Annotated in this window: 20 protein-coding genes, 1 pseudogene and 2 CRISPR repeat arrays; of the genes and pseudogenes, 6 read left to right on the top strand and 15 right to left on the bottom strand. The window is 32.5% G+C overall.

Annotation, left to right across the window (positions count from 1 at the left end; genetic code table 11):
* Nucleotides 1-76 precede the first annotated feature (76 nt).
* Together CLLU_RS13615 and CLLU_RS13610 are read right to left on the bottom strand one after the other, a co-directional pair.
* A complete protein-coding gene (locus CLLU_RS13615) occupies nucleotides 77-367 on the bottom strand; it encodes a nucleotidyltransferase domain-containing protein (RefSeq protein WP_242977643.1) in 291 nt (96 codons plus the stop codon).
* A gap of 97 nt (nucleotides 368-464) precedes the next feature.
* Nucleotides 465-1334, bottom strand: coding sequence for a radical SAM protein (locus CLLU_RS13610; RefSeq protein WP_106010335.1), 870 nt, complete (start codon nucleotides 1332-1334; stop codon nucleotides 465-467).
* A gap of 333 nt (nucleotides 1335-1667) precedes the next feature.
* On the opposite strand from CLLU_RS13610, the gene CLLU_RS13605 reads away from it, so the two are divergent.
* Nucleotides 1668-1859, top strand: coding sequence for a hypothetical protein (locus CLLU_RS13605; RefSeq protein WP_106010334.1), 192 nt, complete (start codon nucleotides 1668-1670; stop codon nucleotides 1857-1859).
* A 503-nt stretch (nucleotides 1860-2362) separates the two neighbouring features.
* Here the strand turns inward: CLLU_RS13605 and CLLU_RS13600 are convergent.
* The 5 genes from CLLU_RS13600 to CLLU_RS13580 all read right to left on the bottom strand — a co-directional run bounded on the left by CLLU_RS13600 (nucleotide 2363) and on the right by CLLU_RS13580 (nucleotide 11767).
* Entirely contained in the window at nucleotides 2363-2728 is a 366-nt protein-coding gene (locus CLLU_RS13600) for a DUF4180 domain-containing protein (protein ID WP_106010333.1), read from the bottom strand.
* A gap of 1573 nt (nucleotides 2729-4301) precedes the next feature.
* Nucleotides 4302-6175: direct repeats of the CRISPR family, unit length 30 nt; unit sequence ATTTAAATACATCTCATGTTAAGGTTCATC.
* A 290-nt stretch (nucleotides 6176-6465) separates the two neighbouring features.
* The gene (gene cas6 / locus CLLU_RS13595; protein WP_106010332.1) at nucleotides 6466-7203 is read right to left on the bottom strand and encodes a CRISPR-associated endoribonuclease Cas6; all 738 of its coding nucleotides are present in this window, start codon (nucleotides 7201-7203) and stop codon (nucleotides 6466-6468) included.
* A 275-nt stretch (nucleotides 7204-7478) separates the two neighbouring features.
* Nucleotides 7479-8660 carry a hypothetical protein gene (locus CLLU_RS13590; RefSeq protein WP_146127604.1) on the bottom strand — a complete coding sequence of 394 codons (1182 nt, stop codon included), beginning with the start codon at nucleotides 8658-8660 and terminating at the stop codon, nucleotides 7479-7481.
* A gap of 53 nt (nucleotides 8661-8713) precedes the next feature.
* Nucleotides 8714-9275: direct repeats of the CRISPR family, unit length 30 nt; unit sequence ATTTCAATTCCTTATAGGTATCCTAAATCC.
* Nucleotides 9276-9694: 419 nt separating this feature from the next.
* Nucleotides 9695-11053, bottom strand: coding sequence for an APC family permease (locus CLLU_RS13585; protein ID WP_106010336.1), 1359 nt, complete (start codon nucleotides 11051-11053; stop codon nucleotides 9695-9697).
* 15 nt (nucleotides 11054-11068) lie between these two features.
* Complete coding sequence (locus CLLU_RS13580; protein ID WP_106010330.1) at nucleotides 11069-11767, bottom strand: cysteine hydrolase family protein; 699 nt, start codon at nucleotides 11765-11767, stop codon at nucleotides 11069-11071.
* 231 nt (nucleotides 11768-11998) lie between these two features.
* Here CLLU_RS13580 and CLLU_RS19345 point away from each other — a divergent pair, with 231 nt between their 5' ends.
* Together CLLU_RS19345 and CLLU_RS18885 are read left to right on the top strand one after the other, a co-directional pair.
* Entirely contained in the window at nucleotides 11999-12133 is a 135-nt protein-coding gene (locus tag CLLU_RS19345; RefSeq protein ID WP_276329476.1) for a CPC_1213 family protein, read from the top strand.
* Between the two features lie 121 nt (nucleotides 12134-12254).
* Complete coding sequence (locus CLLU_RS18885) at nucleotides 12255-12413, top strand: hypothetical protein (protein WP_170065762.1); 159 nt, start codon at nucleotides 12255-12257, stop codon at nucleotides 12411-12413.
* A gap of 45 nt (nucleotides 12414-12458) precedes the next feature.
* On the opposite strand, the gene CLLU_RS13575 is transcribed toward CLLU_RS18885, so the two are convergent.
* From CLLU_RS13575 to CLLU_RS13545, 6 genes and pseudogenes are all read right to left on the bottom strand, one after another.
* On the bottom strand, nucleotides 12459-13475 hold the full coding sequence (locus tag CLLU_RS13575) for a PilZ domain-containing protein (RefSeq protein ID WP_106010329.1): 1017 nt from the start codon (nucleotides 13473-13475) through the stop codon (nucleotides 12459-12461).
* A complete protein-coding gene (locus CLLU_RS13570) occupies nucleotides 13444-13968 on the bottom strand; it encodes a glycosyltransferase (protein WP_106010328.1) in 525 nt (174 codons plus the stop codon). The genes CLLU_RS13575 and CLLU_RS13570 overlap by 32 nt, the downstream gene beginning before the upstream one ends.
* Nucleotides 13969-15575: 1607 nt before the next feature.
* Complete coding sequence (locus CLLU_RS13560) at nucleotides 15576-15866, bottom strand: UPF0175 family protein (RefSeq protein ID WP_158255930.1); 291 nt, start codon at nucleotides 15864-15866, stop codon at nucleotides 15576-15578.
* 321 nt (nucleotides 15867-16187) lie between these two features.
* The gene (locus CLLU_RS13555) at nucleotides 16188-16559 is read right to left on the bottom strand and encodes a HEPN domain-containing protein (RefSeq protein WP_106010325.1); all 372 of its coding nucleotides are present in this window, start codon (nucleotides 16557-16559) and stop codon (nucleotides 16188-16190) included.
* Between the two features lie 26 nt (nucleotides 16560-16585).
* Nucleotides 16586-16957, bottom strand: a pseudogene (locus tag CLLU_RS13550) (nucleotidyltransferase domain-containing protein); the annotation flags it as partial.
* A gap of 193 nt (nucleotides 16958-17150) precedes the next feature.
* Entirely contained in the window at nucleotides 17151-18119 is a 969-nt protein-coding gene (locus tag CLLU_RS13545; RefSeq protein WP_242977641.1) for an Rpn family recombination-promoting nuclease/putative transposase, read from the bottom strand.
* 291 nt (nucleotides 18120-18410) lie between these two features.
* Between CLLU_RS13545 and CLLU_RS13540 the strand changes: the two genes are divergently transcribed.
* The 3 genes from CLLU_RS13540 to CLLU_RS13530 all read left to right on the top strand — a co-directional run bounded on the left by CLLU_RS13540 (nucleotide 18411) and on the right by CLLU_RS13530 (nucleotide 22516).
* Nucleotides 18411-19358, top strand: a complete 948-nt coding sequence (locus tag CLLU_RS13540) for a phosphoglycerate dehydrogenase (protein WP_106010322.1) — start codon at nucleotides 18411-18413, stop codon at nucleotides 19356-19358.
* Nucleotides 19359-19570: 212 nt separating this feature from the next.
* Entirely contained in the window at nucleotides 19571-21211 is a 1641-nt protein-coding gene (locus CLLU_RS13535; protein ID WP_106010321.1) for a M20/M25/M40 family metallo-hydrolase, read from the top strand.
* A gap of 18 nt (nucleotides 21212-21229) precedes the next feature.
* Nucleotides 21230-22516 carry an aspartate aminotransferase family protein gene (locus tag CLLU_RS13530; RefSeq protein WP_106010320.1) on the top strand — a complete coding sequence of 429 codons (1287 nt, stop codon included), beginning with the start codon at nucleotides 21230-21232 and terminating at the stop codon, nucleotides 22514-22516.
* Nucleotides 22517-22574: 58 nt separating this feature from the next.
* On the opposite strand, the gene CLLU_RS13525 is transcribed toward CLLU_RS13530, so the two are convergent.
* Nucleotides 22575-23729 carry an aminotransferase A gene (locus CLLU_RS13525; RefSeq protein ID WP_106010319.1) on the bottom strand — a complete coding sequence of 385 codons (1155 nt, stop codon included), beginning with the start codon at nucleotides 23727-23729 and terminating at the stop codon, nucleotides 22575-22577.
* A 281-nt stretch (nucleotides 23730-24010) separates the two neighbouring features.
* The gene (locus CLLU_RS13520) at nucleotides 24011-24910 is read right to left on the bottom strand and encodes an agmatinase family protein (protein ID WP_106010318.1); all 900 of its coding nucleotides are present in this window, start codon (nucleotides 24908-24910) and stop codon (nucleotides 24011-24013) included.
* Nucleotides 24911-25018 lie beyond the last annotated feature (108 nt).

The raw sequence follows: 25018 nt of genomic DNA, 5'->3' as shown, positions 1-25018 counted from the left end.
TCACATATTCTATATAATCACACACTTTAATATAATCTGCCTCATATAAATTTCTTCCTTCTTTTATAGTCTTGAATTAAAGAGTAATCAGTGCTTTCTTCAAATTTATAGTGTCGATATTATCTACTTTAAGTATATCTGTAATATCACAGGCAAATTTCATTTCCTCCATATTGTTTATATCTTTACCAAAAAGTATAGCAAAATCAATGTCACTATCTTTCCTTTGATATTCAGTTCCATAAGAACCTACTATCCATACTCCTAAAATATCAGGCTGCTTGCTAAAATATTTTTTTAAGTTTTCTATTTTCTTTTCTATATTCAGCAAATTAGCGCTTCCAACTTTCAATATATTTTCTTTCAATAATGTCCCGCTCTGCAAGTATTTCAAAACTTTCCCTATCAGTTTCTGGTTTTGCCCATTTATTTCTAGCTATCATGTAGAAAAATAAATTCATAAACTACAGCAGCCTGAATTCTTCAGGTTTATATCCCTGATCTCCTTTTAAAACTCTGTCAATTTCATCAATCAATTTTTGCTTGTCTTGAGAAAGAGTTCCCCCAAGAGCCACATAGTTGGAAGCATGGTTGCTTCTAAAGACACAATTGCTTATATCGATGTCTTTAATAAGTTCTCTGGTTTCAAGCATAACCTCTCGGGGATTTAAAAGTTCAAATTTCCTGCTTCTCACGTCTCTGCACAGTTCTGTCCCATCCTCAACCATAAGAGTCAACAATCCCACATAGTCAGGCTGCATTGAATTTATGACTCTTGCTGATTCCACTGCGTTTTCCTTCCAATACTTCTTTCCACCTATCCCGGAAATAAATGTAGTTGAAAGTTTTATGCCGCTGTTTTTAATTTTTTTGCCCGCCTCTATTATCTGCCTGGAATCAACTCCCTTTTTTATTTTCCTTAATATCTCATCACTTCCGCTTTCTACACCCATATATATCATTTTAAGTCCCAAATCTTTTAGCTCCGTCATTTCATCCTGGGATTTTGCCAGTACATCCCCGGGAGCGGCATAGGATGAAACCCTGTTACATTCCGGGAAAAGCAATTTTATCTTAAGCAATATATCTCTTAAATTTTTCATTGGAAGTACAAGTGCATCTCCATCAGCCAAAAATATTCTATCTACATGTCCATATATTTCTTTCGCCTCTTCCAGATCCCTGTATATTTCCTCCATATTCCTTATTCTGAACTTTTTCCCTTTGTACATATTACAAAAGGTGCACTTATTATGTGCACAGCCTATGGTAACTTGAATTATAAAACTTCCGGCTTCACTAGGAGGTCTATATACAATACCCTCATATTCCATGGTAATTCCCTCCTGCCTACAAAATACTAAATTATCACTTATATTGTAACACTCAGAATTATATTTTCCAGTACTGCAGCATCCATCATCTTTTATTTAGTAAATGCTTTTAAGGCACCTTTCTAATTATATTTAACCCAATAGTTTTCTATTTGCCATAGAATTTACATATGTTATGTAAATCCAATTTATCAATATATATTCATGGTTAAAATTTATGTTATAATGATTATTAGGAGAATAGAAGTGTTTTTAGTTAGTCACCCTCCAGATTTTATCTCTCCAACCATTGAAGTCGTTGCGGTTAATCTGACAGCAGAGGGGGTGACATATATGAATGCTGAAGTTTTAATTACTGGCATAGTATGTGGTACGGCAATAATTATATTCGGAATTTTTGCTGTGCTTTCACACTCAAAAGAAAAAGCTATTCTCAAATACAAGAATAGCTCTAAAAACAGTAATAAAGAATTTTTTATCAATATAAATAATGATAAAAATTCAGATTCTAAAAAATTAAGATGAGCTCTCACAAAGCACATCTTAATTAAATACTAAAGATACAATCAACTAAAAACCGTAACGGCTTCTTACATATATTATAACACATTGTACTAAAAGTTAAACATAAAAATTAAAACTAAGAAGGTATTGGTTTATGCACGAAAAGAGAATTAAAATGTTAGAAAAATATATACCTATTCTTTGTAATACTGTACTCTTGTTAAATGTCATATTTATATTTCTATGCATAGTTCATGGTAAAAATCAATTTACTCTATTATTTACATTTCTTTTTTTCTTTAATTTGATGTGGTATGCATTGTTTGAATATATTAAATTATCATAATAAGATAATATATTCAAACCCATTTTCTTTAAAAATGACACCAATTCAAAAATAGAGTTAGTAACACCCACTAGAGTACCGCCTATGGCTAGAATATAGGTTACATATGTAACTTGAATTTTTCCATTTTAGAAAAGAACCCTGGATTTGTTCAAAACTCTTAATAATTTAACTTCTATTAATTAATAGATAATTTTTTTACTGCTTCATTTTCATTGGGAACAAAAAATATATGATTCCCTTTATTACTTTCATATATAAAATCTTTCAACGATTTACTTGAATAGCAGGTAAAATCACCAATAACAGCAAATCTTATATTGTAATTAACAAACTTTTGCAATATTTCTCCAGCAAGGTTGGTACTCAATTCAAAAAAATCTTCCGTAATAGCTTCTTTATTTAAAGCAATTCTATAACATTCTGATTCATATGAAACAGTTGCTATAAAATCCAAAGTTGATTGAACATCTTTTATTAATATATCATTACTCTGAATAATTGCAATTGATTTACCATTTTTCTGAACTATTTTAGTATCCATAACTTCATCTGCCTTTCAATAGTACCTTTTGAAAAACATATTAACATATTAGTACAATAAAATAAAGGCAAAATAAAAAAGCTATCTCTAATTCTTTAGCACCATCATCCCAATCTCAAATTTATCATCTTTGCCTATCTATAATTGTAATTCGTATTAGGACTAATTGGATCTTTATTTATATAAAAAGTTCTAGATAACGTAGTAGTAATAAATTCATTTATGCCTGCTGAGCTACTGCTTAAAAAACTTTATCATTCGTTGTTCCAGACCCTAAAGCATTTGAAAGGCTATAAAAACTGGAGCAGCAAACCAAGCATAATCTGATTGTATAATTGCTCCAATTACCTGCTTAGTTTTAATTCCTCATAGGTATCCTAAAATCTTAGGTATACCAACGGCTACAGGCGACGAGGATATGGAGTTTCAATTCCTCATAGGTATCCTAAAATCCTCAATGATACAGGAATTGATTCAATTGAAAGATTGGTGTTTCAATTCCTCATAGGTATCCTAAAATCGGAAAATTAAAGCATCTTTGTTTAGCAGAGTATTCAAAGTTTCAATTCCTCATAGGTATCCTAAAATCTGGCAGGGTGGAAAAGGACACATGAAGTTATAAACAAGTTTCAATTCCTCATAGGTATCCTAAAATCAATGTAATGTTTGATGACCCTGATATTTATGTATCGGGTTTCAATTCCTCATAGGTATCCTAAAATCGCAATACCATTTAATTTAGTCTTATCAGTTGAACTCAGTTTCAATTCCTCATAGGTATCCTAAAATCCCATTTTTCTATTGCTTTTATCCTGTTCTGTGATAAAAGTTTCAATTCCTCATAGGTATCCTAAAATCACTGCATTACTCAAAATTACTTTAGTCGATTTTTCAAGTTTCAATTCCTCATAGGTATCCTAAAATCCAGAACCAGGAGCAGGATTAAGCTGTGAAGGAATATGTTTCAATTCCTCATAGGTATCCTAAAATCCACAGATGATATAAACGAAGGACTTCTGACATTAGTGTTTCAATTCCTCATAGGTATCCTAAAATCCGCACTGATAGTGGAAAAATATTTAAGGACATAGCATCGTTTCAATTCCTCATAGGTATCCTAAAATCAAAATGCTAGAATACAGAACCTTGCTACTGCTCCAGCGTTTCAATTCCTCATAGGTATCCTAAAATCCCCAATTTCGTAAGCGCATCTTTAAGTTCCTTATCCACGTTTCAATTCCTCATAGGTATCCTAAAATCCCCTTTTATATGTGGATAGTTTTAGTTTTGATAAAACGTTTCAATTCCTCATAGGTATCCTAAAATCCCCATCGAGTATAGAATACATCAGCTCGTACAAAATTTCAATATCCAGAAAAATTTATGAAAGAATTTCAAAAACCAATCCCGGACCGCAAATTAACTGAAAACATAAAAATTGTCGACCCCCGGTAATTTTTACTCTATTCAGGGTCGACGACAAAAAATTAATACAAATTTTAAAACATTTTCAACTAATCTTATGTTAAGGTTCAGCTCCTACATTGGCAGATCCATTTACTTTCATGCTATTATTTAAATACATCTCATGTTAAGGTTCATCTATGGATGCTTTTAAAACTAAAACAAAGCCAATTATATTTAAATACATCTCATGTTAAGGTTCATCCTTTCCGTTCCCAGTGGCGGAGGAATTAAAGTCTACATTTAAATACATCTCATGTTAAGGTTCATCAGGATTGTTATTATGAATTATATTACCCGCATAGACATTTAAATACATCTCATGTTAAGGTTCATCCTAAATAAACGTTCCGGAATACTTATTCCTAATCATTTAAATACATCTCATGTTAAGGTTCATCCAATTAATTGTTCTTTATCAGATGTAGCGATATCTTTATTTAAATACATCTCATGTTAAGGTTCATCCCTTTACGTGACGGGGATGCTGAAAGGCCGGATGAATTTAAATACATCTCATGTTAAGGTTCATCAAGGGGCAGATATCGGGTGTTTCTGGATATGTTGACAATTTAAATACATCTCATGTTAAGGTTCATCGCCATATCCACCAATCCAACAATGGCACATAATACGATTTAAATACATCTCATGTTAAGGTTCATCGGGTATCATGGTTCAGAAAAAAGTGGCTATATACTATTTAAATACATCTCATGTTAAGGTTCATCTACACACGCGGGGGCATATACGTTCACGTATAAAGTATTTAAATACATCTCATGTTAAGGTTCATCTCTGGTGGTATTTCAGGATAATATAATTTAAGAGCCATTTAAATACATCTCATGTTAAGGTTCATCTAAAGGCGGACTAGCAGAACACTCTCTAAATGTCTAATTTAAATACATCTCATGTTAAGGTTCATCGAATTATATTCTACTGGTACACCAATACCTTTATACATTTAAATACATCTCATGTTAAGGTTCATCTGCCACTGGTTCCCACGTTTGAAATTGCTTCATCATATTTAAATACATCTCATGTTAAGGTTCATCTGAGCTTGCAAGGCAGCTATATCAGAACAATAATGAATTTAAATACATCTCATGTTAAGGTTCATCGACTTAGGCCTTCATCTGGCTGTGTTCCCAAAACTTATTTAAATACATCTCATGTTAAGGTTCATCATGTTTGCTATGCTCTTACCTGTTTCTATGTCGCATTTAAATACATCTCATGTTAAGGTTCATCTATCCTGATAAAATTGTTTTTCATCTTACACCCCCAATTTAAATACATCTCATGTTAAGGTTCATCGCATGGTAAAATTACGGAAATGTAAATGCTGTGGGGCATTTAAATACATCTCATGTTAAGGTTCATCTTTACAAAGGTGCTATCTCCCATATATCTATTAGCCATTTAAATACATCTCATGTTAAGGTTCATCGCATTTTGTTCCTGCATCTATTGCTGGCCCTGTTCCATTTAAATACATCTCATGTTAAGGTTCATCTGTATTCTATAGAGGAAGTTCCCACAGAACCTATACATTTAAATACATCTCATGTTAAGGTTCATCTTTAACTTTGGATGCTTTTAAGACAAAATTGGAAAGATTTAAATACATCTCATGTTAAGGTTCATCCCTCTAAGAGGAAAATTAAGGAGACTGTTCCATTTAAATTTAAATACATCTCATGTTAAGGTTCATCTTATGCTCGAACAACTTACACATATTTATGATAAATTTAAATACATCTCATGTTAAGGTTCATCAAATTTACTTAGATTTAGCAGGATAAAAAAATATGCATTTAAATACATCTCATGTTAAGGTTCATCTAAAATATAAGCCAGTGCAATAGATAGTAAAAAATCGATTTAAATACATCTCATGTTAAGGTTCATCTAATTCACGATATTGTTATTTTTCTCGTAATATGTATTTAAATACATCTCATGTTAAGGTTCATCCTGTGTGAAATAGCCATTCTTTATTTTTATTATATGACTTAAAATCCCATAAATAAAGAGTTTTCCTGAAAATTTTCCAGGCATTTTTAGTTTTCTGGGATCAATATAAAAAAAGCAGCATAAAGCATTGAAAATCAACGGTTTTTGCTGCCTTCATTTATAAATTAGGTTGGAAAATAAGTCTGCAATGTTTTTCAGGATAATTACATAAAGCATAAGAAAATCTAACGTATAGTAATTTACTTATGCTCTGTTCATAATCTCAAGGAATAAATTGTTCGGGGAATAGCTCATTTCTTTATCTCAATGCATCCAAAACCTTGAGAATTTTTTGAGCCGATGCCGGCATTATAAGCTATATCCATGAGTTCCTTTGAACCTTCAATTAAAAATTCTCCATCCCATCCCTTTATAACGTAACCCTTATAAATAACCACTCTTTCCTTTAGTTTTTTTCTGTTAAGAGGGCTTATGGAAAAGTCATCTTTTGTAGGCAGCTTGTCATAATAAGCTTCATATTTATGTATTAAATTTTTTCTTATAAGTTCACTAAATTCATGTTCCAGGGGATTATAGTAATAAGTTTTATTTCCCGCATAATTTTTGAAAGTACTGTACATGACTATAGGAGACTTTGTGTAAACTTCTTCTCTCTCAGAAATTCTATTATGCATTGTCTCAATTGAATCCACTTTCACTATATTATTTCCGAACTTAAAATTATCCTTTTCTATAACATTCAATGCTAAATAACTTAAAAACTTATTTTCCAAAGATGAAACAGTAAAATGTGCATTGTCAAAGAAATCTATAATTTTTCTTTCCCTGTTTATTTTAAATTTCCCATATATTTTAGAAAACGTAAACAGTTTATACTTTCTTTTTCCAATCTTATATCCACAATCATGTATAAATTTTTGATAATTTTCATCTCCAAGCCAGTTTAATATAACCGCCTGGAGTATATTATTGTAATGTATAGGCAAGCTCAACTTTTCCTTAAATCCTACATTTATATTTAATCTCATACTTTATCAGCTCCAATTGTTAAATCAAATATATAAATTTTTTACAAGAAAATGAACACTCAAAAGTTTAAAATTCTCTTCTGAGGTGAGATCCATATTTCCTGTATGCCCCATATATTTATTATATCTAACTTATAAGTGTCTATCAATTCAAGTACAGCATATTATGCTAAAGATAATCCAATAATGGCAAGTGCTCATTTAAATACATCTATTTTAAGATTTAACTTATAAGCAGGCATAATATTGTCCAATAAAAGTATACTATTATCTAATTATTGACTCCATTTTTCCAGCAATATAACTATATTTTTTATTATATCATGTCCTTCCTCTTTATTTAGATGACTTCCTATCATGCAAAAACTTAAAATACATACTCCAGAATATGTAGAAACAGCCAGCTGAAATTGTGGAACTTTTCTAAAGCTGCCCGTTAACAGGCAATGCAAAATTGTATTATCCTCAAAATAAAATTGTCGGTCGAGGATGCCAAAATTAGTATAGGAAACTGACTGAACATGATAATGTTTCGAAATTATCCAGTGGACAAAGAAAACGGGCAGTTTGTGATAAATTGACTGCAGCTTCGGAATTGACTGTAAAAATGTCTTCTTACTCTTCAAATTCATTATTTGATTATGAATTTTTTGAGCAATTTTAAAAATATTATCACTGTTTTCAACTGAAATTATCAATCCATATTCCCCTGTCAAATTGGCAATGCGCAGTGATTGAGAAGTTGAAAATTGCCTCAAGTCAGTTGGACATGGGATCGATATCTTTGTCAGTTTTGTTTCTCGTGATAAAGTAATAATATAAGCAGCCATAATTACATCATTAATAGTTAAGCAATATTTCTTAACTCTTTGGTTAATTTTTAAAAATTTATCTTTTGAGATCCCAACATAATCAACAAATTTTTTCAAAATAGGAGCTTCATTTGTAAAGGGCATAGTCAAAACGTGATCAGGTAAATCCATCTTTGATTTATATTCTCCATTATTGCCAAGTAATGCCTTTATAATGGATTCACTTGAACGCTGGTTATGAAAATTTGAGGCTAATTCCTTATGATTATAATTATTAGCCAGTAAATAAAGAAATTGTTTAAAGCCTGAACCATCTGTGAATATATGACTCATTACCATGTAAATTATAGGCTCCGGTATATTTTTTATAAAAATTTTAAGCTGGGTATCTTTTAAAAAATCAACGGGCTGCTGAAAGAGATCATCATTTTCTCCCAATTGGATGACCACTGTGTGATTCGATTCTGATGAATAAACCCATCGATTTTTCCCAGGCTGGTAATGGCATAAAATTTCAGGAATTTGCACACTTGTAAGTTCGACAGCTTTCTTAAGACGATTCACATTGATTGGTGAGGATAATTTTACTATACAGGAAATAATAGGGTACATCTCTTTAAATGCCACCGTATGCAACATATCCATTGGTTCACCTTTATAATAATGCCGTTTTCTCATCTAAGTTCCTTTCAAACATTTTATTTTTTCCTTATAGGTATCCTAAATCCAAAAAGAAAATCCCTCCGTGAAGGATGCCATAATGTTGTTTCAATTCCTTATAGGTATCCTAAATCCTTTGGAGCAAAAGGAATAAAAAAAATTAATACTATATTTCAATTCCTTATAGGTATCCTAAATCCTAGACATACATTTACCTCTTTACATTATAGTATACGGATTTCAATTCCTTATAGGTATCCTAAATCCCTTCATATTGGCAAAGCTTAGCTGATAAATATTCCGGATTTCAATTCCTTATAGGTATCCTAAATCCTATTACCTCTTGACTTTATAGTTTCATAAAACTATAAATTTCAATTCCTTATAGGTATCCTAAATCCGAAAAGCATAAACGGGTACCACGTGGATTTAATTCTTATTTCAATTCCTTATAGGTATCCTAAATCCTGCAAATGGATTGAGGCTTTGCCATATGCCAGAGAAATTTCAATTCCTTATAGGTATCCTAAATCCCTACTGACGATAAATGGGTTTTAGTACAAGAACCAGATTTCAATTCCTTATAGGTATCCTAAATCCCATCAAATAAAGCATACATCAGCCTGTCCCAAATTGCAATATCTAGAAAAATCTCTGGAAGAATCTCAAGAACAAATCCCAGGCCGCAAATTAACTAGAAACATAAAAATTGTCGACCCCCGGTAATTTTTACTCTATTCAGGGTCGACAACAAAAGCTATATAAAATTCAAAACCGCAGCAAAGTAATTTTAAATAATACAAAGTTTTTCTTTCAGCGTTCCCCCATAACCCATATAACAGAAACTTGAACTGTTAGATCCACATAAAAGCTTAAATGACATCATCCTTATAAACCACATAATAAACCACATAAAAACAAATCTCAGTTGAATTTTCAATATATTTTACAGGTTCAAAATCCTGCTGTAAATAAAGGCCACATCAATTAGCTGGAAAATCAATTGAAGGCCAATTCTGTCACATTCCTTTAAAAACAGGCGGTACCTTTTTAAATCCCCTGGTGCTTAAAGCAAGATACACAGCCCCAACTATAAGCCATATAAAGCCGACCTTCAAGGTCAGATGAGATAAATGAATCCATAGATAAAAACATATTATAAATCCCAAAGCCGGAATTACCAGGTTGCGGAAAATCTTTTTCTCCTTTTTTGTAAAAAAGTAATATACAATAACTGAAAGATTTACACACATGAAGCCTGCAAGACCGCCAAAATTCATCAATTCTGCAACTGTGGAAACAGGCAGAAGCAGTGCACCCACAATACTTATGGAACACATAAGCATGATATTGTAAACGGGTGTGTTGAATTTAGGATGAAGATGAGTAAAAAAACTCTTCGGAAGTACCTGATCACGCCCCATTCCAAACATAAGCCTGGAGGCACTTGACTGCCCCGTAAGTCCTGCTGTCAAAGTGGATATTACAACCGCCACTGTGTACAAAGTCGCCATTGCAGGGCCGCCGGCCTTTTTGGCTATATCGAACAAAGCCGCATCACTCGAAGGAAATGTAGTGACATCCGGCCATAGGAGCTGCGCTGCATAAGCTTGCACTATAAAAAGTATTCCACATATAAAGCAGGATAATATAGCCGCTTTCCATATATCCCTCCTGGGATCCAGTGCTTCCTCTGAAAGTGTGGTTATGGAGTCAAAACCCAGAAAAGAAAAACAGGCCATTGCAGCACCCGATATTATAAGTGTGGTGGAAAAATTCTCACTGTCAAAGAAGGGTTTTATAGAAATTAAAGTTCCCTCCCCTGCCCCCTGGGAAACAGCTTTAAAACAGAAAACAATAAACACAAGCACTACGATTCCCATAAATAAGACTAGAACATTGTTGGCTTTAGCCGCCAATTCTATACCCACTATATTGACTGCAGTAATAACGGCCGCAATTATGAGCACCCATACCCAATATGGTACAGCCGGCACAAGTGCATTGGCATAGGAAGCTCCCACCATAAAAACAATCAAAGGCACAAGTACATAATCCATAAACATCGCCCAGCCTGAGAAAAATCCAAGATATGGATTTATGGCCCTCTGTGTATAGGAATAAGTGGAGCCTGCCACAGGAAATGCCGCTGCCATTTTACCATAGCTGTAAGCCGAAAACATCATTGCCAGCATGGCAATCAAATATGAAAGAGACAGCATTCCCTTTGTGGATTCAGCTGCACTTCCATAAATATATGCCGGTGCTATAGGTGTCATAAATGCAATCCCATAGATAATCAAGTCCTTTAAAGACAGGACACGTTTAAACTGTTGTGAATAATTCTGAGTATCTGATACAGTAAATTGCTTGTCCATTTTCATCAAACCTTTCTATATATTTTTCAATTGCCTTTCCAAAATCTCTATAGTCTCGTCTACGCTGGTCACACTGCAGTAGATCTGGTTCATTATAGTCAGTTCAGCATCATGAAGTTCTTTTGTGGCAGCACAACAGCAATCTTCGGGAAGTATCACTTCAAAACCTGCATCTGCAAGACTCCTTACTGTAGATGCCACACATTGATCTGTAACAACTCCGGTACACACCACACATTCAATACCCATGTTTCTCAAAATTCTTTCATAATTGGAACCATAAAGTACACTGTCAGTGGTTTTTTCAACTACAATTTCATCTTTTAAGGGCTTGAGCTCATCAATAATTTCAGCTGCATAAGTTCCAACGGGAAGAAGTATATTATTCCATCCAGGTCTTCTCTGCACAGGAGATCTGTCCCTCCCGTCTTTATGGTAACAGGCTATTCTTCCATAAGTGACCTCCATTTTATTTTTTCTAAAAAAATCCAAAAGTTTTTTATTGTTGGGAATAACAGTATTCTCCAGACGACCATAAAAATACTTCCAGCTGTCCCACATTCCTTTCTCTTTGGCAATTCTGGCATCTCCAAAATCCTTCTTCACAAACTGATTCTGCATGTCCACAACAAGAAGTGCAGTCTTTTCAGGATCAGGTTTAGTCACATTGCCCTCTGCGGGAACAAATTCATAATACAAAGTTTTATTTTCCATAAATATTCAACCTCCATAGCTCTTTACAACTTCAACAGCTTAATAATTTCATATAATATTGCTGTATAACTTTACTTTAACAAAGTATAGCAGTTTTTAAAGTACATATCAAGTATTTGCCCTTACCATAAAATCTCATTTCAAAAGGAATTTATATTACTTTTAACCATTCATACTCCGGTATAAAAACAGCAGCTGAGGAAAACCTATATTAGGAAAGGAGATATATTTATGCATAATAAAATAAAACACCACAACAATAAAAAAGAAGACGGTAAATTTAAAAAGAAGCATATAAATCATGACCCACAGGCTGAAAGCTCAAGAGCGAAATTCGGTTCTCCATCGGAAAAGCATTTGGATTAGCTTTTAAAAATAGATATTTTACAATAGAACTCATATAAAAAACAAATCATAAGCTTTCCTAATAATTTGGGTCTACGAAAAAAAATTAAAAATTACAAAAACCATTAAAGGAGGGACAAGTGTGGAATCATACAAAAACAAAGGATTGCATGAAAAGGCCATGGAAAAAGCCAAAGATCTGCTGGATAAAGGCACAGGCATGGGAGAGATAAAAGAAATTACAGGGCTTGATGAACATGATATCACCAAAGCCAGAAAAAAAATGGAAGGCAAAATGTAATGAACCCAGCCGTAAAAATCAGGATTAAGCCAATATACATTACAGTTATTGAAAAATATCTGGGTTTGCATAGTCCAAAGCCAGATATTTAAATTTTTCCATTTTTTGTATGGGGGTCAGTCCCTCAGTAATTTCTTTATACATTTTTATTATTGTAATCTGGGTGTCATTTAATTTTGCAACATCTTTTAAGATTACATCTGCCTGCAGGTTTGCATAATGTCCAATTTTAATGTGATTCTGATTTTCTGCCATATTTTTATTCTCAATTGGCTTTGCAGCAATGTAATTCGGTTTAGGTGATTCTTTCATGTTCATCCTTGGAAAAGCACCAGTAACAACACTGCTGCTGAATATATCGTCCACGGATTCCAGTTTATCATCATTTTCATCTTCCAGCTTGTTGTAGACAAAATTCTCGTTTTCAACATTATAATATCCATTTTCATTGTGAAATTCATATTTTATGATATCAAGATACTGTTCCCGAGACAAGCTGATAAATCTGCATCCAAAATTATTTTCCCGGCACCTCAATATCCTGCAAAATATATCGTCATTGCCTATTTTTACTTTTATGATATCACCTACGTCAAGATTACCTAATTTATTGCGATTGATACTGATTCTTATTCCCGAATCACTTATATCATGTATAGTACAATTAAGTACTGTTAAGTCTGAAAGAATCAAACTGCTTTTATAATCAACTATTCTTCTTTCCGACCTTCTGTACCTAGGTTTTTCCAGTGACAGCAGCATTCCAGTCGCCATATCTTCAGTTATACTGCCAGTGGGTATGCCGCCGATATCATCTATGGCTTTTCTGCTAAATAATGCATTTGTTCCCACATGAAACAATGCATTGTACCTTGCCCTGCCGGCCTGTACTTCTCTCATAAAAAAATCCTGTTCATTTGGAATTTTATCATCCAGATTTAAATTATATTGAAATGGATCCGGATTATAAAAAACTTGTGGAGACTGGACAAACCCCACATTGCTTTCTTTAAAATAACCTACCATTTTTTTAAATAATTGGGCTTTGGAATCTATCCGCATCAAGTACGGAAAATAATTCTCCCCTGCAATAATTGGATAAAGCGTTGTTTATATTGCCCGCTTTTGCAAAATCATTACTTTCTCTGGTTACATAGTGTATCTTAAAGAACTCTGCCAATTTTTCAATCTCATCTCTATGTCCGTCATCACATACACAAATATTCAGCAGACTACCAGGATATTCAATATTCAGACATCCGGCAATAGTTTTTCTTAAAACATATGAAGGTTCATTATAAGTCATTATCATGATATCAATAGTTGGGAGTATATTCAAATCATCCATTTTCATTTCCTTGGGTTCGTACGGTTTATAAAACAATATGCTGTATATGGTGGATTGAAAAAATCCCAGCAATTCTGATAATATAAGTGCAATACCAAAAGTCATCCCTATTTTACTAGTTGTAGGTATAGTATATTCTATCCTCCAAATTATGTAAATCAGATTAAATGCAATAACCGTTACAGCAAAAAAACTTTGCTCTGGCATATTTCTTTACTATTATATACAGGATAAACAGCCATAATATTTCCACAAGAAATATTACAATTTTATGGTCTATCAATAAATACAATATATGATTATAAAATAAATTACAAAGTAAATATTTGCCATTATGCAAAAATGCATATGCATAATTGATGCAGAAGTAAATAAAAGCAGTAGAAAAACCAACGATAACCACCAGGGTTGCATTATTAATCAACTTTGATTTCTGCATATCACCCATTCATCCTCCCCATATAATATTATCCGTAACATTGGGCAGAAAACATTGAAAATATACCTTGTCCCAGCTTTCAATAAATTTTTCACCTTCATCTTTTATTTCTATAGCTGCCTAAATTACGAAAGTCACGATAAACTCAACATAAGTTCTCTCCTTCATTATAATATGTATATTATAAAAACATTTTCACAGGAAAACAAGCCATAATACCAAAATTTTTCTAGCTACAGCATATTCTCCGCAAGTTCAGGCAATTTTTCTTCAGGAAGCATTGAAAAAATTCAAACCACAGTGAATATTATTTTTATAAAAAATTAAGACCATCAATCAGCTTCATTTTCAAAGACTGATTGATGGTCAAGCAACTCCTAACTCATCCGCACAATTTGATTCTACTTGGATACTATCACCTTTTTCTATTTTCCAATTATTCTCCATAGTGTTTCCGCATCATGGAATTTTACTAACTTAACACACCGCCGCACCATAAAATTTTACTATTTTATATGGCCTCCACATATAATATTCAAAGATATATCATATACAGTTATAACTCTAACCTTCTACAATCATCTCCTTCAACTATATTTTCTTTTGTCAGCACCCACAGCAGTCATTTTCCTTAAATATACTCAGCCAAATACCTGATACTCAACATCATATATTTTTTAACCAACTGATCCTGCCAACTGTTACTTTTTCCTGATGAACACTGTTAATAGACTCCATGTTCACCAATATTATTTAAATATACTCCTACAGCAATTTCCGATAATAAATCATACAAAAGATAACCTTCCATTGCCATAAGCTTAAACTGTAGAATGCCCTTTAACTATTCAAATCTTTAAAACTAGTTTTCGGCATTCTTATGAGTTAGGAGTACTAGAAGAAGTTTTACCTTCTTCTTAATTTCATTTTATAGTAAACGTTTGTATATGTCAAATGTTTTTTGTAATGATTAACTAGAAATTAATGACAGGTAGCAGCTGCCTTCAATTTTTTTCTCTCACTAATTCAACTTCTTTGGTTATCACTTTAAAATCAATTTTTCCCAATAATATGTTATTGTATTATCAGTATTTTTTTAGAACATAAGTTCTTATACATTTAAACACACATTCATTATTTCCATTTTATCAAAGTAAATTATAATAATCCACACTGTGGATAAAATATTTTCTGTGGGACTGACCCCTTTACATTTTTTATCAGGGGTCAGTCCCCAAATTTAAAAAAGCTGAAGCATAAATTAATGATATTAACATTAATCTAATTCTTCAACTTTTCTTAATGCATTTTCATATAACTTCTTAGATATTTTATAATTGATAATCCAATAATAGGACTGGAATTACACATAACTTTAATCATTAATGTTCTCCATTCTACTTAGTAAATTTTTAATTGCTGCATCATCCATTTTTTCATCTTCCTCTGTATATTCCCCCCATGTAATTCCTCTATCTTTTAGAATATCTATAAATTCACTTAATGAGATCTTTGATAACTCTGCTGCTCTTGCTAAAGTGACCACCTTTCCTGCAAACAAACCTACAGCAATTGAAACATTTACTTTTTCATCTATAGTTTTTCCTCCATTTAACATGTTTATTATTGGAATAATATCATCATATACTTTAATATTTGTTGACATATTTACCATCGTCCTTTTTTCAATATTACACCATTTTTAAATATAAATATCCATTTTGCAAAACTTAGACTATATATTTTAGGATTCCAATTCTGCTGAATTACTGCTTAACACATAAAAAAACAGGACCAAAAGATTCTGCTTTTTTGCCAAATTATTTTCATTAGGGAAAGTACGCTTAGCAGAATTTAGGAATGAAATAATTAATTTCCGCTTACCATTCGTTCATAATTTATTCACACCCCCCGGTTATCGTTACAAACGGAGTGAACTTGCTATTATTGTAAATCATATTAGGTATACGTTATTTATATATAAATTTTATTTGTTTTCGTTCATCCTTTTTGATATATATTTTTCCATCGTTTTTATGAATTTATCTGCATTTTCTATTTCTTGTTCTGCATCAGATTTACTAGCTATATAAAAATCATTATAATCACTTTTATTTCTTATTTTCTCAACTCCCATTAATATTTTTGAGTACTCTTTATCAAAGATTTTTTCATTAATAAAGTTGTGATTAAAATAAGCTATTACACCTGAATGCTTTTTTGAATCAAACTTTTCAAAAGCTAATATAGATCTCACTGCATGGAATATTGAATAATAGGATCTATTAAGAGATTGAGCAAATAATTTATTTTTTAACAGTATTTTCGAAGCCTCTAAATCATTTTTAGCTTTTTCCATCCTATTTTACTAGATTTATAATCATATTATCCATGTATATTTATCCCTTCTCTCTCTACATTCATCAAAAAGGGCAATACATTTATTTGCATCTCATATTCTTGAACACTTTGAGTATATATTGAAACTACAATATTATATTTTAATGACAAATCTACCATTATATCCGTTATTGAGTCTTCATACTCTTTTATTTTTTGTTCATCTTCATTTACAAGCACCATAATATCAATATCAGATTCAGATGTATTTTCATTCCTTGCATAAGAGCCATATACAATAACTTTCTTTAATTTACTTTTAAAAATATTTGCCATTCTATCATCAACCTCTTTTAATACCTTCCTTACTTTTAAATTGTTTAAATTATCTAAATTCTTCACTATATACTCACTCCCTCTATTATTTTCTACCCATAATCATATAAATATATACTAATTATATCATAATTTACCTTTTTGAAATAATTTTGGTTGTCAATAAATAAGCATTTGCCAAAGCTTTATTCACGACCCCCTGGAGTCGTTGCAAACGAAGTGAGCTTTCTATAAGTATTTTCCATTTTTTGTATGGGGATCAGTCCCCATACAATTAATTCAATTTTCTTTTCCTCATCTTTTCTCTAAATTCTTCAATGGAGTTACTCTTAACTGCATCTTCGAATACAGAATTCAAAGTATTTTCATCCTCTATCCTTTCTATTCTGCTCATATAGGAAGTATCAGAAAACTTAATACCCAATAATTTTTCCAATCCCTGAAGTAACCCATCTTTTCTGCCCTCTTCTCTGCCTTCTTTTCTGCCTTCTTCCAAACCTGTTTCTCTGCCCTCTCTTATAATATTGTCTATAGTCTTACCTAAATTAGATACCATAGAATCCACCTCCCCTTGACTGGATTTTTCCAATATTTGTTCTACCTTTATTTTAGATTCCCTGTCCAACCTGGGTTCCATTATACCCTTGAGCCAGATTTTAAGTATGTCAAATTGCTCAGGAGTTATCTTTTTAAGAACATATGCTGTAAGTCTGAGCCTTTTCATCAAATCCTCTTTACTTATTTCTTTGTCCAGCAGGAATACAGTAGATACCATGTCCGCCATATTTTCAAGCTGGCTTTCATCATATCTGTAAATATCAAACAATATATACCTGAAATCTATTATGTTTTCGCCAAACAGCTCACTGCCGCTTAATACATCTTTAAAATTTCTATAAGCAGTCCATCTATTTTTGCCGTTGTAAAGTACCATGGGAACAACCGAAGGCAGTTTAAAATCCCTTCTGCGCCTGTCATCTTTTGAAGTATTCTTCAGTATCTCTCTCCATATTTCAACTATATAAAACAGCAGTCTCATAGGCATCCTGTAATCTACAGTGGACTGGAACTCAAGAAGTATATAAAATATCACTTCCTGCCCTCTTACATTTACCTTGTATACAATATCCGATTCCTCTTCACTGAAATCTTCAAGTATATAAGACTTATCTACAAGCATTAGATCTTCACTTTTTATAAGGTCAACCCAATCCTTGCTAACAAAGCCCCTCAACAGCTCCAAAAATGTTTCCTTGTGGGAAAATATATACTTGCAGCCTACATCGTGTTCATGGTGAACCTATCCTCCGGCATATCATTTTCCTCCTAATAATATATTGTATTATCAGTATTTGCCAGAACATAAGTTCTTATACATTGAAACACATATTATTATCTTCATTTTATCAAAACATATTAAAATAATCCACGCTTTAAAATATTGTAAAATATTTAATAGTATGATAACATATTTATAAAATATTCAATGATTTTTATTAAATGTCATAATTTTATCCCATAAGGAGGAAGCAAATTGAAAACTAAAGCTTTATTTACTTTTAATTTCCCAAGAAGCAAAATTTTAGAACTTGAGGATCTCGGCTTTGACATTGTTCTCAAGGATGAAAAGGTCTTGAAATATTCAAGGGAATTAGAAGATGTGGAATTTATGTTCACTTACAATCCGTTTTCACATTTTGATATAAGCAGTCTTAAAAAGCTAAAATGGATTCAACTTGAAAGTGACGGAATTGAACAAATACCCAGAGATTATATTAAAAAAAATGGAATAATAGTAACAAACAATAAAGACGGTTACAGCATTCCCATATCAGAATGGATAATTTGGGGGATTTTATCTTCATATAAAAAGGGAAATGATTTTTTTATAAATAAACTGAGGAAAAAGTGGGAATTCAACAATTCATTAAAAGAAATTTTTGGAGAAACCATAGGAATACTCGGCACCGGAGACATAGCAATGGAAACAGCCAGAAAACTTCAACCCTTTGGAGTAAATATGCTTGGACTCAATACTACAGGAAAACCGGTAAAATATTTTGATAGATGTTATTCAAATCAAAATATAAATTTAATGGTTAAAAAATGTGATATTATTGTATGTCTTTTACCAATTACAAACAAAACCCATCATTTTATAGACGAAAAACTATTTCAAGAAATGAAAAATGGTGTGATTTTCATAAATGCTTCTAGAGGACAAGTAGTAAATGAGGATAATTTAATCAAATTTATTCAAAATGGAAAAATAGGAGCAGCAGTGCTGGATGTTGTAGAAAACGAACCTTTAAAACAAGAAAATCCCCTCTGGGAAATGAAAAATGTCATCATAACCCCGCATAACTCATGGATTTCTCAGAACATGAACAAGAGAAAATACAAATTAGTTTATGAAAATATGAGAAGATATAAAAATGGAGAGGAATTAAAAAATATAGTAAATATATCTAAAGGGTATTAATAAAATTATTTTTGTGGTTACTATTGTATACAAATACAAATACAAAAATAGTAAAATAATAGTTATTTGTGAGGTGATAAGGTGCAGTACTTCTTTCGACACCTGCATAAAATAATGTTCCCGTGTTTTCAGGAGGATATTGTGGCAACACCAGCAATGACTTTTAATACTTTATTTTCATAAAATCAATATTTTATTTGGAGATGATTTGAATGAGTACAATCAGTGAAGAAATAGAAAACTTAACAACTGGACTTGTAAAAATACCCAGTGTAAATGGAACTAAAGGTGAAAAACATATAGCAGATAAAATATTTGCCTATTTAAAGGAAATCAACTATTTCAAGAAACACAGAGAATATGTTTTTAAAGTACCTCTTAAAAATGACAAACTTGGAAGATGCAACGTCTTTGCACTTTTAAAAGGTGAGAGCAAAAAATCTGACAAAACCATAATTTTGCATGGCCATATGGATACTGTAGGAGTCGATGACTTTGGTGCACTGGCTAAATATGCCTTTGAGCCTGAAATTTTGAAAGAAAAATTAAAAGAAATTGAGCTTCCTCAAGAAGTTAAAAAAGATCTTGAAAGTGAAGACTGGATGTTTGGAAGAGGCGTATCAGATATGAAAAGCGGAAATGCCGTACATCTGTGGGTACTGAAAGAATTGTCACAAAAGATAAGGGAGTTTTCAGGAAATATACTGTTTATGTCAAATCCAGTGGAGGAAAATGAGCACACAGGCATCATAGAAGCTCTAGAAGTATTGAAAGAGTTGAAAGGAAAATACAGACTTCAGTATATTCTGGCCATAAACAATGATTACATCTGCCCTATGTATAAAGGCGACAATACCAGATACATATATACCGGTGTCGTAGGAAAACTTCTACCGTCTTTTTATTTTGTAGGCAAGGAGACCCATGTTGGACAGTGCTTTGAAGGTTTGAATGCCGGTGCAATTGCCGGAGAGGTTATAAATGAAATTGATCTCAATACTGATCTATGTGATGAATACAAGGGGGAATACACCCTGCCTCCTTCAGTTTTAAAATTGAAGGATCTAAAAGAAAATTACAATGTCCAAACACCTTTTTCCTCTTTTGCATACTTTAATTATGCTGTCCATGGAGAATCTCCAGAGACAGCCACATCAAAGCTTAAACAATCTGCAAAAAAAGCTTTTGAAAGAGTCATAGATAAAAACAACAAAAATTATAAGAAATATTGTGAAATTACGGGTGAAAAATATCATCCATCAAACTTTAAAGCACAGGTTATAACATATTCAGATTTATATAAGAAAGCTAAAAATAATTTTTCAGGAAATCTTGATAAGGAATTGCATTGCTATGAACAGAAACTTTTGAATAAAAACATGGACCTGAGAGAAATATCACTCAAGATTGTAGAAAGAACTTTTGCTCTGGCAGGGAATAAAAATCCATGCATAGTAATATTCTTTGCACCCCCTTATTGTCCCCACAACACCCTGGACGAAAATAATAAAAATGAAAACTTGATTATTGACAAAATAAAACAATGTCTGGGTGAATTTGATTCACAGGAGAAATTCAAAATAATGCAATTCTTCCCTAGCTTGTCAGACAGCAGCTATTTGAAAATAGATGATGATTTCAGAGAGCTGGAAAACTTCACATCAGATTTCCCGGGCTGGGGAAACATCTACAAGGTTCCACTTGAGGAAATAAAAAATCTAAACATACCTGCAGTGAACTATGGATGTTACGGCAAGGACGCCCATAAATGGACAGAGAGGGTCTACAAACCATATTCTTTTGAAATTCTGCCTAAATTAATAATGTCTACAATAAAAAAATTTTTATATTGAAAAAGGAGTTGACTTAAGATGAAAAGTTTATATGAAAGAAGTCTCAAGGTGCTTCCGCCAGTGGCAAAAAGAGCCACAAAACTTGGAGTGATAAAGGGAAAAGGATCTTACCTCTATACTGAAGACGGCAAAAAAATCCTGGATTTTGCAAGTGGCGTGGCAGTATGCAATCTAGGACACAATAATCCTGCAGTTGTAAAAGCAGCAAAAGATCAAATCGACAAATTGATACACGGCGGACACAATGTGGTATATTATGATACATATGTGGAGCTGGCAGAAAAAATGGTTGAACTTACAGGCGGCAATACAATGGTATACTTCAGTAACAGTGGAGCAGAGGCCAATGAGGGTGCTATAAAACTTGCAAAATATGTTACCAAGAGACAAGCTATAATCTCCTTTAAAGGATCTTTTCACGGCAGAACCCTTGCTACAACTTCCATAACAGGTTCAAGTTCAAAATACAGGAAGAACTATGAAGGTCTTCTTCCAAGCGTTTATTTTGCAGAATATCCATATTGCTTCAGATGTCCTTATAAACAAAAAAAAGAGACCTGCAAAATGGAATGCAGTGCACAATTTGAAGATATCTTCAAAAAACTTGTTGATCCGGAGTGTGTTGCCGCAATAATAATAGAACCAATTCAGGGAGAAGGCGGCTATATAGTGCCTCCCAGGAAATTTATAGAATTTGTCAGGAGCATATGCAGCAAGTATAAAATATGCCTCATTTTCGATGAAGTTCAATGCGGTTTTGGAAGAACTGGAAAAATGTTTGCACATGAAAATTTTGATATAAAACCAGATATATTTACCTGTGCAAAAGCTATAGCATCCGGCTTTCCATTAAGTGCAGTAATAGGTAAAAAAGAGCTTATGGAAAAATGGTCATCCGGCGCCCATGGCGGCACTTTTGGCGGAAACCCCGTATCCTGTGCTGCAGCTCTGGCAACCATAAGAGAACTCCAAAGTGGAATTCTGGATAATGCAAACCAAATGGGCAAATACTTAAAGGAAAAGCTCTTTAAACTCAAGGAGAATTATGCCTGCATAGGTGACATAAGGGGGATAGGACTTATGATAGGAGCAGAATTCTGCAGAGAAGATAATAAACCGGACGGAAAAGCTGTATCCTTTATCAGAGAATATGCAGTAAACAACAATTTGATACTTCTGGCCTGTGGAACTGATCACAATGTACTAAGATTCATGGCACCCCTCACTGTATCAAAAAGTGAAATAGACACTGCAATTTCTATAATTGAAAGTGGAATTCGGGAATATCTAAAAAACAAAGCATAGACAAAAAGCCCAAAAATCAGCAAAACTGGTTCTTGGGCTTTTAATAATATTTCCTATTTTAGATGGACTTAATGAATTCATCAAGTCTTTCCATTCCCTCTTTTAATTTTGCAATGGAAACAGCATAAGAAATTCTCACGTATCCCTCTCCATATTTTGAAAAAGCACTTCCCGGCACCAGGGCCAAATGCTCCTTTTTAAGAAGCCTCATTGAGAAATCAAAAGAATTCATGCCAAATTTTTTTATACAGGGAAAAATATAAAACGCCCCTTCTGGCTTAGCAACATCAAATCCCATAGAAATCAATTCTTCATATATATAATTTCTTCTTCTGATATATTCCCTTTTCATCTTTTCAGTATCATCAAGGCCATTTGTGAGAGCATCTAAGGCTGCATACTGGCTTATAGAACAGGAGCATGTATTTCCATATTGGTGAAGTTTAAATATTTCGGAGTTTAAATATCCAGGAGAAAATATGAATCCTATCCTCCACCCTGTCATTGAATGAGATTTTGAGACTCCATTTATAAGTATTGTTTTATCTCTCATATTTTTAAAACCAGCTATTGATGAGTGCACACCTTTTAAAGTCAGCTCACTGTATATTTCATCGGATATTACAAAGATATTTTTATAACTTAATAATTCCGATATTTCAGATAAATTCTCTTCAGTCATTATTGTGCCAGTGGGATTGGAAGGATAAGACAAAATGATACACTTTGTCCTGTCATTTAGATGTTCTTTCACCGCCTCTGCACTCAAAACAAAATTATTGGAAGTAGTATCAATGTACACTGGTTTTGCCCCGCATAACCGTATTATAGGCTCATAGCCAAGATATATGGGTGATGGAAGAAGAACTTCATCACCTTGTTCAAGTATTGTTCTAAGTGATATATCAATGGCCTCAGTGGCACCATTTGTAACTATTACTTCATTTTTATAATTGTAATTTAAATTGTACTTTTTATTTACAAAATCACAGGCAGCTTTTCTCAGTTCCAAAATTCCAGAATTATTTGTGTAAGATGTGTGATTATGATCTATGGCATTTTTTGCAGCTAATTTAATGTGCTCGGGAGTCAGGAAATCAGGTTGTCCTATAGTTAAATCAATTGTATCTTCATATTTTGAAGCTATATTGGAGATCTCCCTTATAGTTGACGGTTTTATTTCTCTTACCAATGCATTAATTGTACAGCTCATTTGTATACATCTCCTTAAGACAAGTTTGTTTATTACATTGAAACCACAATCTTTTCAACAAGAATATATTGTATACAAATCCATATACAATGATTTTACATTTAGGTATATGATAAGTCAATAGAATTATTTACATATTTGATTAAAAAACTAATATATTAGCAATTTCATAGGCTATTTTTTGCTTAATTATAAATAAATACTATATTTCCACTTATGACAACAAAAAAATAATAAAACTACAGACTTCCCAAAGAGTTTTGCAGAAGCCTGTAGTTCTTTTAATCTATCAGTGCATAATAATTTGATATTATGAAGTCAAATATAAGTCTTGCTGCCAAAGTGCTTGTCATATTTCTATAATCCGTCATAGGATTTACTTCTACTATGTCAAATACATCCACATATGGTGCAACTTGCTTTACAAAATTAATCAACTGATAAGAATTTATACCTCCCGGTTCGTTGGAACCTGAGCCAGGAGCAAATGCCGAATCCAGAACATCTATGTCCAAAGTAAAATATATTTTCTCAGTTCCCCTAGATGCTATTTCCAGGGCTTTTTCAGATATATTCTTTGCACCTTTGTCAAAAAATTCTTCAGGTGTGATCAAAGTTATATTATTTTCCTTTATGAAATAATAATGCTCCGCAAAATTATATCCCCTTATACCTATTTGGACAACATTACTTCCAGAAATCCTATCCAATTCGCAGGCTCTCCTTATCTCACTGCTGCCAGAGTATCTGCCTTGAACTGACGAATCTTCAACCAAATCAAGGTGGGTATCCAAATCAATTATACCCAGATTTCCCTTGCTGTGATCATATAACGATTTTATTCCAGGCCATGTTACAGAATGATCTCCGCCCAGTAATATGGGAGTATATCCACTTTCTATAATTCTATCTATATGTTCCTGTATCTCCATTACACTTTTTTCATGATTATACCTGCTTATATCAAGATTTCCAAAATCCTTTATATCTAATTTTGAAATATCCACCAGCCTGTTTTTTTCAGTATCAAATATTTTATTGTCACATATTCTGTTCTGTATCCATTTAAGCGATTCTCTTATTTGATTAGGCGCATATCTGGCTCCCGGCCAGCCTATTCCTGCAGAAGTGTCATAATCCAAACCTAAAATAGCAAATTTATTTCTCTTCTTTTTAATCATGAGGTTAATTCTCCTTTATTTAAATTAAATTGCAAATAATATATTTGTATTTGTATACAATAGGATAAAACAAGTAAATTAAAAAACAAATATAAAAATCAAATATTT

Source organism: Clostridium luticellarii (assembly GCF_002995845.1).
Lineage (GTDB): Bacteria > Bacillota > Clostridia > Clostridiales > Clostridiaceae > Clostridium_B > Clostridium_B luticellarii.
Note: the sequence above shows the minus strand (reverse complement) of the source record. Positions and strands in the feature narration are given on the sequence as shown.